This is a genomic window from Pseudomonas sp. Sample_23 (assembly GCF_004307595.1).
Classification (GTDB): Bacteria; Pseudomonadota; Gammaproteobacteria; order Pseudomonadales; family Pseudomonadaceae; genus Aquipseudomonas; species Aquipseudomonas atacamensis.
The window spans coordinates 124,919-141,582 of sequence record NZ_RCNX01000053.1; the positions used below are offsets into that span (position 1 = coordinate 124,919).

The window sequence follows — 16,664 nt, forward strand, 5'->3', positions numbered from 1 at the left end:
GCTTTCTTCGAAAACGGTCGCTGGCACGCGTATGCCTGATCAAAGCGTCAAGACTACCGACAGAGACCTTGCGCATGCCCCTCGCTTTGCTTGCACTCGCCGTTGCCGCGTTCGGCATCGGCACTACCGAATTCGTCATCATGGGCCTGCTGCCCGACGTCGCCCGCGATCTGGCGGTGAGCATTCCTCACGCCGGGCTGCTGATCACCGGTTACGCCCTGGGCGTGGTGTTCGGCGCACCGATCCTGGCGATCGGCACCGCCAATATGCCGCGCAAAGCGACATTGCTGGGCATGACGCTGATGTTCATCCTCGGCAACGTGCTCTGCGCGCTGGCACCCAACTACGCGACGCTGATGGCGGCGCGGGTGGTCACGGCGCTGTGTCATGGGGCGTTTTTCGGCATTGGCTCGGTGGTTGCCGCCGGCCTGGTGGCGCCGAACAAACGCGCGCAAGCCATTGCCATGATGTTCACCGGCCTGACCCTGGCCAACGTGCTCGGCGTGCCACTCGGCACAGCGCTTGGCCAATACGCTGGCTGGCGCTCGACCTTCTGGGCGGTGTCGGTGATCGGCATTGTTGCGGCGCTGGCGCAGTGGTTGTGGCTGCCAAAACACATCGCAATGGACAAAGCCAACCTCGCCAGCGAATTCAAAGTGCTGGGCAAGGCCAACGTGCTGCTGGCGCTGGGCATGAGCGTGCTGGCCTCGACCAGCCTGTTCAGCGTGTTCACCTATATCGCACCGATCCTGCAAGACATCACTGGCGTCAGCCCCCACGGCGTGACGGTGATGCTGCTGTTGTTCGGCGTCGGCCTGACAGCGGGCAGCATGCTCGGCGGTAGTCTGGCCGATAGCCGCTTGCTGCCGTCACTGGTCGGCGTTGCGCTGGCAGTCGTGGTGATTCTCGCGGCGTTCAGCCAGACCAGCCGTTCGGTGATTCCGGCGGCGATCACTCTGGTGCTGTGGGGAATTTTCGCTTTTGCGCTGTGCCCGATTCTGCAGTTGCTGATCATCGATCAGGCGCATGAAGCGCCGAATCTGGGTTCGACGCTGAACCAGAGCGCGTTCAACCTTGGCAATGCCGCAGGCGCCTGGATCGGCGGACTGGTGGTTGCCAGCGGCGCGGATCTGGCGGACCTGCCGTGGACCGGGGCGCTGGTCGGCGTGCTGACGGTGCTGACGGCGCTGTTGTTCATTTACCTGCAACGTCGGCGGGCGAGTGCGGTCAATGTGACTGGCTGAGACCTCTGCGACTAACCACCTGTGGCGAGGGGATTTATCCCCGTTGGGCTGCGCAGCAGCCCCAAAACCTTCGATCGGGTTTTGTCAGGAATTATCGATAAGCCCGATTGCGACGGCTTCGCCGCCGAGCGGGGATAAATCCCCTCGCCACAATGAACTGTGGTGTGTCCCATGTCGCTGTTTGCCCATCAAACCCCTGCGTCCAACCTCCGGTCGCGCTCCATTCACTCTCCATCCAAAGGACCCCGGATGCTTGAACTCGTCGCCGCTTTCATCTGCCTCACCACCCTCCTGACCTTCGTCAATTTCCGCTTTATCGGCCTGCCGCCGACCATCGGCGTGATGGTTACCGCCCTGCTGTTCTCACTGCTCCTGCAAGGCCTCAGCGTCCTCGGCTTTCCCGGCCTCGAAGACCGCGTGCAGCAACTGATCGGCCAGATCGATTTCGGCGATCTGCTGATGAACTGGATGCTCTCGTTCCTGCTGTTCGCCGGCGCCCTGCACGTCAACCTCAATGATTTGCGCAGCTACCGCTGGCCGATCGGCCTGCTGGCGACCTTCGGCGTGTTGATCGCCACCGTGGTGATCGGCAGCCTGGCCTTCTACATTTTTGCCCTGTTCGGCTGGCACGTGAGTTTCCTCTACTGCCTGTTGTTCGGCGCGCTGATCTCACCGACCGACCCGATTGCCGTGCTCGGCGTACTGCGTACCGCCAACGCTTCGAAACCACTGAAAACCACCATCGTCGGCGAATCACTGTTCAACGACGGCACGGCGGTGGTGGTCTTCACCGTGCTGCTGGGCATCGCGCAACTGGGCGAAACCCCGACCGTCAGCGCCACGGCCATGCTCTTCGTCCATGAGGCGATCGGCGGCGTGTTGTTCGGCGGGCTGATCGGTTATCTGGTCTATCGGATGATCAAAAGCGTCGAGCAGCACCAGATCACCGTCATGCTGACCCTGGCCCTGGTGATCGGTGGCTCGGCGATGTCCACCGAGTTGCACGTCTCGGCACCGATCGCGATGGTGGTCGCCGGTCTGATCATCGGCAACCTGGGGCGCAATCTGGCGATGAACGACATGACCCGGCGCTATCTGGACGGTTTCTGGGAGTTGCTCGATGACATGCTCAACGCGCTGCTGTTTGCGCTGATCGGCATGGAGCTGTTGCTGCTGCCGTTCAACTGGCTGCACATGGCCGCCGCAGGTCTGCTGGCGGTGGCGATTCTGTTGTCGCGCCTGCTTACCGTGGCGCCGGCGATCCTGCTGCTGCGGCGCTGGCGCTCAGTGCCGGCCGGCACCATCCGCATCCTCACTTGGGGCGGTTTGCGCGGCGGTGTTTCGGTGGCCCTGGCGCTGGCCCTGCCGCTGGGCCCGGAGCGCGATCTGCTGCTGAGCATCACCTACATCGTCGTGCTGTCGTCGATCCTGCTGCAGGGCCTGACCATCGGCAAACTGGTCAAGCACGCGACGCGCAACGAGCCGGCCAGCGTGGCTGAGCCAGCCCACCACTGATCATTTCTTGATCGACTGCGGATCGGGCTTAACAGCCTGATCCGCAGATTCCTTCGGCGCACCGCTTTCACTGCGAATCTGCGCATGGCTGATCAGCGCGAAGATGAAGCTGCCGCCAATGATGTTCCCCGCCAGCGTAGGTCCGGCGAACACCGCCCAGAAATCACTCCACGGCAACTCGCCAGCAAACACCAGATACGACACTTCCGCCGATCCGACAACGATATGGGTGAAGTCGCCCAGCGCCATGAAGTAGGTGATGAGGATGATGATCCACATCTTCGCGCTCTCCATGGACGGGATCATCCAGACCATGGTGGCGATCATCCAGCCGGAGACGATGCCCTTGGCGAACATCTGACTGGCGCTATGCTCCATGACCTTGCGGCCGATTTCGAGGAAGGCGACGTCGGTTTTGCTGTCGAAAATCGGCAGTTCCAGCATCACGTACGCCACCAGAATCGTCCCGCAGAGGTTGCCGACCAATACCACTGTCCACAGACGGATCAGGCGCAGGAAATTCTTCAGCGTCGGCCTGGTCATCACCGGCAGCACGGCGGTCAGGGTGTTTTCGGTGAACAGTTGCTGGCGCGCGAGGATGACCGCGAGGAAACCGGCGCAGTAGCCGAAACTGGCGATCACCTTGAATTCGTCGCCATCGGGCAGGCGCGAATTGAGCAATCCCATGCCCATCAGCGACAGGCCCATGGTCAACCCTGCCGCCAGCGCCGACCACCACAGCGCGGCAATGCTGCGCTCCAGTTCCTGATCGCCCTGGGTGCGGATGATTTCATGCAGAACGGCCGCGCGCGGCGGCTGGCTCTTCTCGACTTCATGCTGCTCCTTGGCCGAGAGGTCGGGGGTCTTGTCGCTGGTGGGGGTGGTCATGGCGTGGCAACCGGTGGGGGGCGATGTAGCTACGACCGTTGCGCTTCATGGCTGTTCAGTGGTCAGGCGAATCTCCGCTGAATTGGCAACCGCTTTCGCGAGCAGGCTCGCTCCCACAAGGATCACGCTGTACCTGTGGGAGCGAGCCTGCTCGCGAAGAATGCGCCGCCGATCTTATTGAACGGCCTCGTCATCCTTGAACTGGTCTTTCACATATTTGATCTCGGTCCGCCCGTGCGGCGCCGGCAGGCCGTCTTCGCCGAGGTTGACGAACACCATCTTCTCGACGGTCAGGATGCTCTTGCGGGTGATCTTGTTGCGCACTTCGCAGGTCAGGGTGATCGAGGTGCGGCCGAATTCGGTGGCGGTGATGCCCAGTTCGATGATGTCGCCCTGGCGCGAGGCGCTGACGAAGTTGATTTCCGAGATGTACTTGGTCACCACACGCTGGTTGCCCAGTTGCACGATGGCGTAGATCGCAGCTTCTTCGTCGATCCAGCGCAGCAGGCTGCCGCCGAACAGGGTGCCGTTGGGGTTGAGGTCTTCGGGTTTAACCCATTTGCGGGTGTGGAAATTCATGTTCACTCCTGAGCGCTTGCCGAAAGATGCGCCCATCTTGGCAGACTGCTCAGTCAGGCTCCAGGCAGCTGCGACTATGGTCGCCATTGGCGATCTTCATCTGGCCGACAGAAACCCTTTGGAAGATCAGCCCGGGCGGCTATAATCGCCCCCGTTTCAAAAAACGGTAACGTTCACTGGCTACCGTTTTCCCGCCACCTGTCCGAGGGGCGCTGCAGCAGGTTCGACCTGTCAGGCTCGGATGGGGCGTTGACCGGCTCACGCCGGACACTAAACGCACAACGGCGCCCATTCGCATACATTACGAATGGAGGCTCTTCATGAGCGCTGTCAACACGCCTGCCGATTTTACCGATTACAAAGTTGCCGACATGTCCCTGGCTGCCTGGGGCCGTCGCGAAACCATCATCGCCGAATCGGAAATGCCTGCCCTGATGGGTCTGCGCCGCAAATACGCTGCCGAGCAGCCGCTCAAGGGCGCGAAAATCCTCGGCTGCATCCACATGACCATTCAGACTGCCGTGCTGATCGAAACCCTGGTTGCCCTGGGTGCCGAAGTACGCTGGTCGTCCTGCAACATTTTCTCCACTCAGGATCAGGCCGCTGCCGCTATCGCTGCCGCCGGTATCCCGGTGTTCGCCTGGAAAGGCGAGACTGAAGAAGAGTACGAGTGGTGCCTGGAGCAGACCATCCTCAAGGATGGCCAGCCATGGGACGCCAACATGATCCTCGACGACGGCGGCGACCTGACCGAGCTGCTGCACAAGAAATACCCGCAAGTGCTTGATCGCGTTCACGGCGTGACCGAAGAAACCACCACCGGCGTACACCGTCTGCTGGACATGCTGGCCAAGGGCGAGCTGAAGATCCCGGCGATCAACGTCAACGACTCGGTGACCAAGTCCAAGAACGACAACAAGTACGGCTGCCGTCACAGCCTGAACGACGCGATCAAGCGCGGCACCGACCACCTGCTGTCCGGCAAGCAAGCGCTGGTCATCGGTTACGGTGACGTGGGCAAGGGCTCGGCCCAGTCCCTGCGTCAGGAAGGCATGATCGTTAAAGTCTCCGAAGTTGACCCGATCTGCGCCATGCAAGCCTGCATGGACGGTTTCGAACTGGTGTCGCCGTTCATCGACGGTATCAACGACGGTTCCGAAGCGAGCATCGACAAAGCGCTGCTGGGCAAGATCGACCTGATCGTGACCACCACCGGTAACGTCAATGTTTGCGACGCGAACATGCTCAAAGCCCTGAAGAAGCGCGCCGTTGTCTGCAACATCGGTCACTTCGACAACGAAATCGACACCGCTTTCATGCGCAAGAACTGGGCATGGGAAGAAGTGAAGCCACAGGTGCACAAGGTTCACCGCACCGGTGCCGGCAGCTTCGACCCACAGAACGACGACTACCTGATCCTGCTGGCCGAAGGCCGTCTGGTGAACCTGGGCAACGCCACCGGTCACCCGAGCCGCATCATGGACGGTTCGTTCGCCAACCAGGTTCTGGCACAGATCTTCCTGTTCGGCCAGAAATACGCCGACCTGTCGCCAGCGCAGAAAGCCGAGCGTCTGACCGTTGAAGTGCTGCCGAAGAAACTCGACGAAGAAGTGGCCCTGGAAATGGTTCGCGGCTTCGGCGGCGTGGTCACCCAACTGACCAAGCAACAGGCTGACTACATCGGCGTCACCGTCGAAGGCCCGTTCAAGCCGCACGCCTATCGCTACTAACAGGCGCTGAATGCTCGCTCTCCCTGTGGGAGCGAGCTTGCTCGCGAAGGCGGCTTATCATTCAACATCCGTGTTGTCTGACCCAGCGCTTTTGCGAGCAGGCTCGCTCCTACACCGGATTGCAGCGCCTCGAGGTACTTGTTTCCAAGGGTATGACCATGTCCCAAGACCGTCGCTACAGCTTCGAGTTTTTCCCGACCAAGACCGATGCCGGGCAAGAAAAGCTGCTCGCCACTGCCCGTCAGTTGGCCACCTACAACCCTGATTTCTTTTCCTGCACCTACGGCGCTGGCGGTTCGACCCGTGATCGCACGCTCAACACCGTGTTGCAGCTGGAAAACGAAGTCAAAGTACCCGCCGCTCCGCACCTGTCGTGCGTCGGTGACAGCAAGGACGACCTGCGCGGCCTGCTGAACGAATACAAGGCTGCCGGCATCAAGCGCATCGTTGCCCTGCGTGGCGACCTGCCGTCCGGCATGGGCATGACCAGCGGTGAGCTGCGTCACGCCAATGAACTGGTGGAATTCATTCGTGAAGAAACCGCCGATCATTTCCACATCGAAGTCGCCGCTTACCCGGAGATGCATCCGCAAGCGCGCAACTACGAAGACGATCTCGCCAACTTCGTGCGCAAGGCAAAGGCCGGTGCCGACAGCGCGATCACCCAGTACTTCTTCAACGCCGACAGCTACTTCTACTTCGTCGACCGTTTGCAGGCGCTGGGCGTGGATCTGCCGATCGTGCCGGGGATCATGCCGATCACCAACTACAGCAAACTCGCACGCTTCTCCGATGCCTGCGGTGCGGAAATTCCGCGCTGGATCCGCAAGCAACTGGAAGCCTACGGCGATGACACGCGAAGCATTCAACGCTTTGGCGAACAAGTCGTCAGCGAAATGTGCGAACGCCTGCTGCAGGGCGGCGCACCGGGGCTGCACTTCTACTCGATGAACCAGGCCGAACCTAGCCTGGCCATCTGGAACAACCTCAAGCTGCCGCGCTGAAGGTTTTCCATGCGATAAAAAAGGCCCTCACCGGGCCTTTTCACCGAAAAGCACAAATGGAATATTGTTGTCGATGATCTGCGCGCAAACAAAAACACGCCCTCAACTGGTCTATCTGGTTTTCGGTGCCGAGACTTACCATCAGGAAGCTGTTTTCAGCATCGCCAGTGCTCTGGCGTGGTTGCGCGAGACGCCGGATGCCGCGATCGATATCCAGGTCTTCAGCGACAATCCGCAACCCTATGCGCATCTCCCCGTGCGCGTTCGCCCTCTGGACGCCGAAACGCGCCAGAAATGGAGCGAGCCCCACGGTTATCATTTCCGCATCAAACATGTCGCGTTGCGCTCGGTACTTGAAGAGCATGAAACGGCGCTGTTGATCGACACCGATACATTTTTCCACTGCTCGCCGCTGAAACTGTTCGAGCGGGTGCAGCCCGGCACCCTGCTGTGCAATGACTACTACGCCCGCTATGGCGACAACAAGATGAGCCTGCTCTACCGCACGCTGTCGGCAACCCTGCTGGACAAAGGCCTGACTGACGATCACATGCGCCTGCTCAACTCCGGCGTCATCGGCTTGCACCGGCAGGACGCTCACGTGCTGGACCGCTCCATCGCTTTGATTGATGAGCTGTTCCCGTCGGCACAGGGCGCCTACACCCTCGAAGAGTTCTGCCTGTCAGTGGCTGCCTATCGCACGCTCGACGTCAACAAGTGCCCGGATCTGATTCACCATTACTGGAGCCGCAAGCACTTGTTCAGGGCCAAGGTTCAGGCCTGGGTCGCCAAACATGGCGACAACCCGACCGGCGAGGCTGCACTGGACGACACCCGACGTGTATCACCGCAACTGCCTCGACCACCGCGCCTGCAGCGGATGTTCTACAAGCTCGTCACGCTGCTGCTGCCGGCGCATCTGCGTCAGTTCATTCGCGAAATCCTTTACGGCTGCTATGAACATCCCAACGAGTTCGATCAGGCGTGTGCAGCGGTCTGGTGGGACAAGGCGCTGGAAAACCAGCAGCAACGCATTGGCAAGCCGGTTTGCAGGCACTTGCTCAGGGACTGGTTCAGTCGCGGCCTGGTCAAGCGGATCTTGGGTGCGCGCCACGCCAAGGTCCACCAACACCTGCTGAAAACCGCAAGCAAATAAGGCCATCACGGCCATTGCGCCCGGGGTCTGCGCGAAACATGCATGCCAGAGCTTCTCATCAGGCGTTTCGCGTACTAACCTCAGGCCATGCCCCTTATTGCCCAACTGCTGAGCGTTATTATTCTGACTTGCCTGAGCGTCGCCGCTCGGGGGGAGAAGTTGCGTATTGTCACCGAGCCGTGGGCGCCGTACGTCTACGAACAGGGTGGCAAGAACCTTGGTCTTGACTACGAAACCACCGCCATCGTGTTCCAGCGTCTGGGCATTGAAGTGGAATGGCAGTTCCTGCCGTGGAAGCGCTGCCTGTCGATGCTCGAGACCGGCCAGGCCGACGGTGCGCTGGACATCTTTCACAGCGCCGAACGCGACGCCACCCTGCTCTATCCCAGCGAACCTTTGTCCGACGTCGAATTCGTGATGTTCTACGCCAATGAGCGGCCGCATCCTTTCAACACCCTCGAACAACTCAAAGGCCTGACCATCGGCACCTCGCCGGGTTATCTGTACAGCCCTGACTTCAGCCAGTCGGACCTGTTTGTTCGTGAGCCGGCACCGACCCATGAAGCCAATTTCGGCAAACTGGTGCGCGGGCGGATTGACCTGCTGATTACCGATCGCCGCGTCGGTCAGCATTTGCTCGATGAGCTGAATATTCGCGATCTGATCACGGAAAACCCGACGGTTATCAGCCGTCAGAGCCAGTTTCTTGCGGTTCGGCGCAATGCCGGTATGGACTTGCTGGTGCAGCGTTTCGGCGCCGAGCTCAAGCGTTTCAAGCGCGAACCGGCCTACGCCGAGCTCAGCGCGCGCTATGGTGCCGCACCTGTTGATGGCGCACCAATGCGCCCGGCCACGGCCGGCGGCAAAACCGTTGAGCAGCAGGAAAGCAGCGCGCAGTGATTGCTCTGTTATACTCCGGCGTTCCCGCCAGGCTCACGCCCGGACGCCCGGAACCGTAACAGGCCTCTCGACCCGCTACAGCGCAGCTTCCAGCCCGCGCGAGCGCTCCTGACGTGCCTTCGGAACCGCCGCTGGACCGGACGGGATTGCGTCCTCTTAAACGTGATTCGCGCCAGGCAAGACTCCCATTGGGCCAAGCCCTAACTAAAACAGGATTACTCATGTCCTTTGCTTCCCTCGGTCTCTCCGAGGCTTTAGTCCGTGCCATCGAAGATGCGGGCTATACCGAGCCTACTCCGGTGCAACAGCGGGCCATTCCCGCCGTGTTGCAAGGTCGCGACCTGATGGTGGCGGCTCAGACAGGTACCGGTAAAACCGGCGGTTTCGCCCTCCCGATTCTGGAGCGGTTGTTCCCCAACGGTCACCCGGACAAATCCCAGCGTCACGGCCCGCGCCAACCGCGCGTGCTGGTCCTGACCCCGACCCGCGAACTCGCGGCCCAGGTGCACGAGAGCTTCAAGATCTACGCCCGTGACCTGAAATTCGTCAGCGCCTGCATCTTCGGCGGCGTTGGCATGAACCCGCAGGTCCAGGCCATGTCCCGTGGCGTCGACGTCCTCGTCGCCTGCCCAGGTCGCTTGCTCGACCTCGCCGGCCAGGGCAGCGTCGATCTGTCCCACGTGGAAATTCTCGTTCTCGACGAAGCCGACCGCATGCTCGACATGGGTTTTGTCCACGACGTGAAGAAAGTCCTCGCACGTCTGCCGGCCAAGCGTCAGAACCTGCTGTTCTCGGCGACTTTCTCCAAAGACATCACCGACCTCGCCGGCAAACTGCTGCACAATCCGGAACGCATCGAAGTGACGCCGCCGAACACCACGGTCGAGCGCATCGAACAACGCGTGTTCCGCCTGCCGGCCAGCCACAAACGTGCGCTGCTGGCGCACCTGATCACCGCCGGCGCGTGGGAACAGGTACTGGTCTTCACCCGCACCAAGCACGGCGCCAACCGTCTCGCTGAATACCTGGACAAACATGGCCTGCCGGCGGTGGCGATCCACGGTAACAAGAGCCAGAACGCGCGCACCAAAGCCCTGGCCGACTTCAAGGCCGGCGAAGTACGCATTCTGGTTGCCACCGACATCGCTGCCCGTGGCCTGGACATCGATCAGTTGCCGCATGTGGTCAACTTCGAGCTGCCGAACGTCGATGAAGACTATGTGCACCGTATCGGCCGTACCGGCCGCGCCGGTCGTTCCGGCGAAGCGATCTCGCTGGTCGCGCCAGACGAAGAGAAGCTGCTGAAAAGCATCGAGCGCATGACCAAGCAGAAGATTGCCGACGGCGATCTGATGGGCTTCGACTCCAGCACCATCGAAGCCGAGAAGCCGGAAGCCCGCGAGCGTCCGGACATCCGCAACCCGCGCAATTCCCGTGGCCCACGTGGCGACGGCCCGAATGGCGGCGGCGGTGGCGGCGGTCGCAAGGACAAAGGCAAAGACAAGGGCAAGGAAAAGCCGGCCGCTGAACGTGGCGAGCGCCCTGCCCGTCAGCAGAAACCGCGTGAAGGCACGCCGAGCCGCGAACAGCGCCCGAGCCAGCCACCGCGTGCAGCGGCTGATCGCGCTCCGGACGAGTTCCTCGACGACGATATCGATAACTTCGGTAACCGCGTTGACTACGTGCCGAAGGCCGCTCCTGCCGGCGGCCGTGGCCGTCGTCCGGGCGCACCGGCGCAAGGCGCAGGCGCACCACGCGGTGGTCAGCCTCAGGGCCGTCAGAACGGTCCGCGCAACAGCAACGGCTCGAGCACCGGCACGCCACCGGCCAAACGCAGCGGCCCGCGCAATGGCGCTCCGCGTGACGGTCAGGGTCGTCGTGACGAATCCGCGCCGCGCAACCGCCGTCCGGCCCGTGACGATCAGCCTCGCAGCGAACCGGCCGTACAGAACCCGCGCAGCAACGGTCCGAAGATCATGCACAAGGAATCGAAAGCCGACCGCTTCCCGACGCCTGAGCAGCTCGATCAACTGCCAAGCCGCCCGCGTGGCGAGAAACCAGCACTGCTGACCCGCAATCGCTGAGTTTCAAGCCGCAATGAAAAATGCCCCGGCTCGAAAGAGCCGGGGCATTTTTTTACCTCGATATCTCTGCCACACCGCAATACCCCTGTGGGAGCGAGCCTGCTCGCGAAGGCGGCGGGTCAGTCAGCAATGATGTTGCCGGAATGACCGCTTTCGCGAGCAGGCTCGCTCCCACAGGGGATGTGTCGCAGGCAATAAAAAACGCCCCGGGCCTTTTGACCAGGGGCGTTTTATTGTGGCGAGCGAAAGTTATTTAACTTTCACACCTTCCAGCGAGATATCCAGATCTGCAGTTTGCGAGGTTGGGCCTGGGCCCTTGATCCCGAAATCGTTCAGATTGAGAGTGGTCTTGGCGTTGAAGCCAGCGCGCTCGCCGCCCCATGGATCCTTGCCTTCGCCGTTGAATGTGGCCTTGAAGGTCACAGGCTTGGTCACGCCGTGCAAGGTCAGGTCGCCGGTCACGTCAGCAGTCTTTTCACCGGTCGATTTAACGGCGGTGGAGACGAACTTGGCATCAGCAAACTTGCTCACGTCGAGGAAGTCTTTGCTGGCGATGTGCTTGTCACGTTCAGCATGGTTCGACCACAGGCTGGCAGTTTTCACATCCACAGAGATCTTGCTGGCTTCAGGCTTGGCCGAATCCCAAGAGAAAGTACCGTCGAAATCTTTGAAAGTACCGTGGATGAAGCTGTAACCCAGGTGGCTGATTTTCCAGTCAACGAAGGCGTGCTGGCCTTCCTTGTCGATTTTGTAGTCCGCAGCCATGGCCTGACCAGCCGAGAGCAGTGCAGAACCGATTGCCAGAGCGGCCAGAGTCTTTTTCAACATGCTTTCTTTTCCTTTGAGTCGAGGTTGAATTTCAGGCTTTGCGACCGAGCATTCGAGTGAGGGTCGCATCACGATCGATAAAGTGGTGCTTCAATGCTGCCAACGCATGGAGACCGGAAAAAATTACCAGTGCCCACGCCAGCCAGAGATGAATCACCCCAGCGGTATCTGCCTGATCCGGTAGTCCGGAGAGCAGTGCAGGAACTTCAAACAGGCCAAACACCGGGATCCCGACACCGTCTGCGGTGGAAATCAGGTAACCGGCAATCATCACAGCGAACAGCGCCAGATACAGAAACCCGTGGCCGAACTTGGCGCCGATACGGGTCATGCGGCTGTAGCTTTGCAGCGTTGGCGGCGGTGGGCTGATGAAACGCCACACCACTCGCAACACCATCACCGCGAGCAGCACCAGACCGATGCTCTTGTGCAGATCCGGCGCGTCTTTGCGCCAGGTGCTGTAGTAATCCAGCCCGACCATCCACAGACCCAGCGCAAACAGCCCGAAGACCGCCAGCGCCACGCCCCAGTGCATGAAGATGCTGACCCAACCATAGCGCGAAGAAGAGTTACGTAGCTGCATTGCCCAAATCCTGTGAGAACTGCGAACCAAGACTAGCGAGTTATCTATCGAATTAAAGCGGAAAATTTTGCTTTGAAATATCGAGAAATACGATCAAGAGTCTGCGAGCGAGGTGTTAAGGAAGGATTAAAGGCGATCTCAGGATAGGGCGCTTGAACAAATGAACGGTTTTGATATCGGGCGCCTGCGCAAACCCAAGCAAAAGTGGCTGAGGAAACTGCCGAACGGGACAGAGTTCTTCAAGTGGGAGTTTTGACTGACCAGCCATTCATGGCCGATCAGTTATGAAGTACTGCCGGCGGTTGCAGGCATTCGGCACTGTAGGGGTCTATGTGGCACTTGTGCGCCAGTTCAGAACCATAGCCGCCGGGGAAAAATTGCCCGTTGCTACATCCGGAAAGTGCAATCGAAACCAGTATCGCGATAAGCGTTTTCATAGCATGCCCCCAATTTTTTCCAGCATAAAATTGGCGCGCTGGCAGCCGCTATCACCTCATTCCGAGCATCTTGTGGGAAGGCTCCGGTACGCCGGTAAGTCCCGTAACCGGATGACGAAGGACTGAACCGCAGGGCAAAAAAAACGCGACCCGAGGGCCGCGTTTTCATGTGAACAAAGCCTTACTGCGCCTTGGTCTCGGTCGTTGCAGCAGGCTTGGCCGCTGGTTTCTTCGCCGGCTCAGCCTTTTTCGCTGCCGGTTTGGCCGCCGGCTTTTTCGTTTCGGTTTTGGCTGCAGGCTTCTTCGCCGCTGGCTTGGCCGCTGCTTTTTTCGCCGGCTCGGCTTTCACCGGGGCCGCTGGTTTCGGTGCTTCCACCGGCGCTGGCGCAGGTGCCGGGGTCGGTGCAGGCGCTGGAGCGGCCGGAGCAGGTGCTGGCTCTGGCGCTTTCGCAGGCTCAGGCTTTTTCTCGTCATCCGAACCGCCGAACAGGTTGCTGAAGAAGTTGCCCTTCTTCGCCGCCACGGCACCCGCCGCGCCTGCAGCTGCTGCAGCCGGAACCACTTTGACCGGTTCAAAGGACTTGCCTGCCGCCAGATCTTCAACCTGGCTGGCCGCGCGCTGGCCGGTGCGCAGTGCGCCTTCCAGGGTGCCCGGGTACAAGGTGTCGGTGTGCTCGCCGGCGAACGCTACGCGTTGCAGCGGACGTTCCCACAGGCGCCAGAACTTGCTGATCTGGCCCGGGCCGTAAGCCAGGTAGGCGCCGCCCATCGACGGGTCGGTGCTGTAGCGGCGGATTTCATAACCGGTGAACGAGCCACGGGCCTGTGGATAAAACGCGTGCAGGCGGATCAGCACCTGATCGACCATCTGCTTGTCGCCGAACGCCTGCATCACACGGGCGTTATCGCCGGACAGGTTGATCACCACATTGGCGCCGCCCTTCAGCGCCGGCTCGATCCAGAGCATGCCTAAACCTGCGTTGCTGTAGATCTCGCCGGACATGCGCGATTTGCTTTCCCACACTGGCGTCTTGAACTTCAGCATGATCTGGTCGCGCCAGCCGTAGTTGGTGCCCTTGATCGCCGCCAGATGCTGGGCATCCAGCGCCGGGGTCAGCGAGATCTTGTTCAGTGCGCGCAACGGCACCGCCAGCACCACGTAGTCAGCCTGATAGCCGACGCTGCCAACTTTGACGGTCACGCCGTCCTTGTCCTGGATGATGGCCGAGACCGGCGAGCTGGTCTTGATGGTCTTGATCTGTTTGACGAAGGCCTGGGCCAGGACCTGGCTGCCGCCGACCAGACGCGAGGCGCGCAGGTCGCGGTCGGAGACGCCGCGATAGACGCGGTTCTGCTGAGCGAAATACAGCAGCGACAGACGCGAAGGTTCGTCGTAGTGGGTGCGGATGTCCTGGTTGATCAGCTGACGCGCGGTAGCCGGCAGGTTCTGCTTGTCGAGCCAGCTCGATACGGTGATCTGATCCAGCGCGTGCAACGTACTGGTCGCGGCCGGGTTCTGCGGGTCGTCGATCGAGCGCGCCAGATCGTCGAGGGTTTTCTGGTAGCGCTTGAGCGCATCGGCGGTGGCTGGCTGCTTGGTGGCCAGATCAGCGGCGGAAAAATAATCGCCGTCGATCAGATAACCCGGCGTACGCACGAATTCCGGCGCCGGCGTGGTGCCGAGCTTGAAGGTCGACACGTACTTGTTCAGCACCGGCTGAGTCTTGTCGTTGCCGATCCACTCGCTGGTGGCCATGCCCGAGCGCCCGCCCAGGCTCGGTTTGGCTTCCAGCAGGGTGACCTGCCAGCCTTTGTTCTGCAGTTCGTAAGCGGCGGTCAGACCCGACAGGCCACCGCCAATCACGATTGCGGTTTTATCCTTGGCCAGCGCCGTAACGCTGAACAGCCCCAACATCACCAGCGCACAGGCGCGCAGCCAACCGACAGACATTCAGCGAACTCCGGAAAAACATGTGGGAAAAAGCAGTTTTGCGAGTCAGACGACTCAAAGAACCGCGAAGAATACGTTAGCCATCAAAACGCCGCCAGCGACGTCTATCGGCTCAGACAAAGTAGCTCAATCGACACAATGGGTTGTTCCCGCGCGATGCATTGCATAGGCTTGCGCGATTGTTCGCCCGCGCCTGACGCGAGCCGCCTCGAGGAGACTGTAAATGGGCCTGAATAACCAGTGGATGCAACGCGATCTTGCGGTGTTGTGGCATCCCTGCACCCAGATGAAAGACCACGAACAGCTGCCGCTGATCCCGATCAAGCGCGGCGAAGGCGTCTGGCTCGAAGACTTCGAAGGCAAGCGCTACCTCGACGCGGTCAGCTCGTGGTGGGTCAACGTGTTCGGCCACGCCAACCCGCGCATCAACCAGCGCATCAAGGATCAGGTCGATCAACTCGAACACGTGATTCTTGCCGGTTTCAGCCATCAGCCGGTGATCGAGCTGTCCGAGCGTCTGGTGAAAATGACCCCGGAAGGCTTGAACCGGGTGTTCTACGCCGATAACGGTTCGTCCTGCATCGAAGTCGCGCTGAAGATGAGTTTTCATTACTGGCTCAATCGCGGCCAGCCGAACAAGAAGCGCTTCGTCACCCTGACCAACAGCTACCACGGCGAAACCATGGCAGCGATGGCGGTCGGCGATGTGCCGCTGTTCACCGAGACCTACAAAGCCCTGTTGATGGACACCATCAAAGTGCCGAGCCCGGATTGCTATCTGCGCCCGCAAGGCATGAGCTGGGAAGAACATTCGCGCAACATGTTCGCCGCCATGGAACAGACGCTGGCAGCGAATCATGACAGCGTCGCTGCAGTGATCGTCGAGCCGTTGATTCAGGGCGCCGGCGGCATGCGCATGTATCACCCGGTGTACCTCAAGCTGTTGCGCGAGGCCTGCGACCGCTATGGCGTGCACCTGATCCACGATGAAATCGCCGTCGGCTTCGGCCGCACCGGGACGATGTTCGCCTGCGAACAGGCCGGCATCCGCCCGGACTTCCTCTGCCTGTCCAAAGCCCTGACCGGCGGCTACCTGCCGCTGGCCGCGTGCCTGACCACCGACGAGGTCTACAGCGCCTTCTACGACGACTACCCGACCCTGCGCGCCTTCCTGCATTCGCACAGCTACACCGGCAACCCGCTGGCCTGCGCTGCGGCACTGGCGACGCTGGATATCTTCGAGCAGGACAACGTCATCGAGAACAACCAGGCGCTGGCTCAGCGCATGGCCTCGGCGACGGCGCATCTGGTCGATCACCCGAACGTCTCCGAAGTGCGCCAGACCGGCATGGTCCTGGCGATCGAGATGGTCAAGGATAAAGCCACGAAAGAGGCCTACCCTTGGCAGGAGCGTCGTGGCTTGAAGGTGTTCCAGCATGCGCTGGAGCGCGGTGCGTTGTTGCGGCCACTGGGCAGCGTGGTGTATTTCCTGCCGCCGTATGTGATCACCCCGGAGCAGATCGACTTTCTGGCCGAAGTGGCCAGCGAAGGCATCGACATTGCTACGCGTGACAGCGTCAGTGTTGCGGTGCCGAAAGACTTTCACCCGGGATTCCGCGACCCGGGCTGATTCGCCTTGCTTGAGATTTGCGGTGGCTGGACTGCCGCTTTCGCGAGCAGGCTCGCTCCCACAGGGGAATGCATTTCAAGTGTGGGAGATTCTATGATTATCCTCAAGCGATAACTGCCCCTTTCGATTGATATT

At 60.7% G+C, this 16,664-nt stretch carries 13 protein-coding genes and 1 riboswitch; of the genes, 8 read left to right on the plus strand and 5 right to left on the minus strand.

The window, feature by feature from the left end; all coding sequences use genetic code 11:
• Nucleotides 1-74: 74 nt before the first annotated feature.
• Nucleotides 75-1,244, plus strand: a complete 1,170-nt coding sequence (locus D8U82_RS15020; protein ID WP_130902441.1) for an MFS transporter — start codon at nucleotides 75-77, stop codon at nucleotides 1,242-1,244.
• 249 nt (nucleotides 1,245-1,493) lie between these two features.
• The gene (locus tag D8U82_RS15025; RefSeq protein ID WP_024014630.1) at nucleotides 1,494-2,759 is read left to right on the plus strand and encodes a sodium:proton antiporter; all 1,266 of its coding nucleotides are present in this window, start codon (nucleotides 1,494-1,496) and stop codon (nucleotides 2,757-2,759) included.
• Here the strand turns inward: D8U82_RS15025 and D8U82_RS15030 are convergent, their stop codons facing one another.
• The gene (locus D8U82_RS15030) at nucleotides 2,760-3,647 is read right to left on the minus strand and encodes a formate/nitrite transporter family protein (RefSeq protein WP_016772773.1); all 888 of its coding nucleotides are present in this window, start codon (nucleotides 3,645-3,647) and stop codon (nucleotides 2,760-2,762) included.
• A gap of 174 nt (nucleotides 3,648-3,821) precedes the next feature.
• Complete coding sequence (locus D8U82_RS15035) at nucleotides 3,822-4,226, minus strand: hotdog domain-containing protein (RefSeq protein WP_016772772.1); 405 nt, start codon at nucleotides 4,224-4,226, stop codon at nucleotides 3,822-3,824.
• Between the two features lie 198 nt (nucleotides 4,227-4,424).
• Nucleotides 4,425-4,523: riboswitch (S-adenosyl-L-homocysteine riboswitch) on the plus strand.
• A gap of 23 nt (nucleotides 4,524-4,546) precedes the next feature.
• On the opposite strand from D8U82_RS15035, the gene ahcY reads away from it, so the two are divergent.
• The 5 genes from ahcY to D8U82_RS15060 all read left to right on the plus strand — a co-directional run bounded on the left by ahcY (nucleotide 4,547) and on the right by D8U82_RS15060 (nucleotide 11,100).
• Nucleotides 4,547-5,956, plus strand: coding sequence for an adenosylhomocysteinase (gene ahcY / locus D8U82_RS15040; RefSeq protein ID WP_016772771.1), 1,410 nt, complete (start codon nucleotides 4,547-4,549; stop codon nucleotides 5,954-5,956).
• 158 nt (nucleotides 5,957-6,114) lie between these two features.
• Nucleotides 6,115-6,960, plus strand: coding sequence for a methylenetetrahydrofolate reductase [NAD(P)H] (gene metF, locus D8U82_RS15045; RefSeq protein ID WP_125925458.1), 846 nt, complete (start codon nucleotides 6,115-6,117; stop codon nucleotides 6,958-6,960).
• 73 nt (nucleotides 6,961-7,033) lie between these two features.
• On the plus strand, nucleotides 7,034-8,116 hold the full coding sequence (locus D8U82_RS15050; protein ID WP_125925561.1) for a hypothetical protein: 1,083 nt from the start codon (nucleotides 7,034-7,036) through the stop codon (nucleotides 8,114-8,116).
• An 87-nt stretch (nucleotides 8,117-8,203) separates the two neighbouring features.
• A complete protein-coding gene (locus tag D8U82_RS15055; protein WP_130902442.1) occupies nucleotides 8,204-9,016 on the plus strand; it encodes a transporter substrate-binding domain-containing protein in 813 nt (270 codons plus the stop codon).
• 221 nt (nucleotides 9,017-9,237) lie between these two features.
• Nucleotides 9,238-11,100 carry a DEAD/DEAH box helicase gene (locus D8U82_RS15060; protein WP_125925456.1) on the plus strand — a complete coding sequence of 621 codons (1,863 nt, stop codon included), beginning with the start codon at nucleotides 9,238-9,240 and terminating at the stop codon, nucleotides 11,098-11,100.
• Between the two features lie 249 nt (nucleotides 11,101-11,349).
• Here D8U82_RS15060 and D8U82_RS15065 read toward each other — a convergent pair whose 3' ends face one another.
• The 3 genes from D8U82_RS15065 to D8U82_RS15075 all read right to left on the minus strand — a co-directional run bounded on the left by D8U82_RS15065 (nucleotide 11,350) and on the right by D8U82_RS15075 (nucleotide 14,899).
• A complete protein-coding gene (locus D8U82_RS15065) occupies nucleotides 11,350-11,928 on the minus strand; it encodes a YceI family protein (protein ID WP_125925455.1) in 579 nt (192 codons plus the stop codon).
• Between the two features lie 31 nt (nucleotides 11,929-11,959).
• Nucleotides 11,960-12,511, minus strand: a complete 552-nt coding sequence (locus D8U82_RS15070) for a cytochrome b (RefSeq protein ID WP_073471054.1) — start codon at nucleotides 12,509-12,511, stop codon at nucleotides 11,960-11,962.
• A 618-nt stretch (nucleotides 12,512-13,129) separates the two neighbouring features.
• Nucleotides 13,130-14,899: a flavin monoamine oxidase family protein gene (locus tag D8U82_RS15075; RefSeq protein WP_130902443.1), complete on the minus strand. Its 1,770-nt coding sequence runs from the start codon at nucleotides 14,897-14,899 to the stop codon at nucleotides 13,130-13,132.
• Nucleotides 14,900-15,122: 223 nt separating this feature from the next.
• On the opposite strand from D8U82_RS15075, the gene D8U82_RS15080 reads away from it, so the two are divergent.
• The gene (locus D8U82_RS15080; RefSeq protein WP_130902444.1) at nucleotides 15,123-16,529 is read left to right on the plus strand and encodes an adenosylmethionine--8-amino-7-oxononanoate transaminase; all 1,407 of its coding nucleotides are present in this window, start codon (nucleotides 15,123-15,125) and stop codon (nucleotides 16,527-16,529) included.
• The last annotated feature ends 135 nt before the right edge of the window (nucleotides 16,530-16,664 follow it).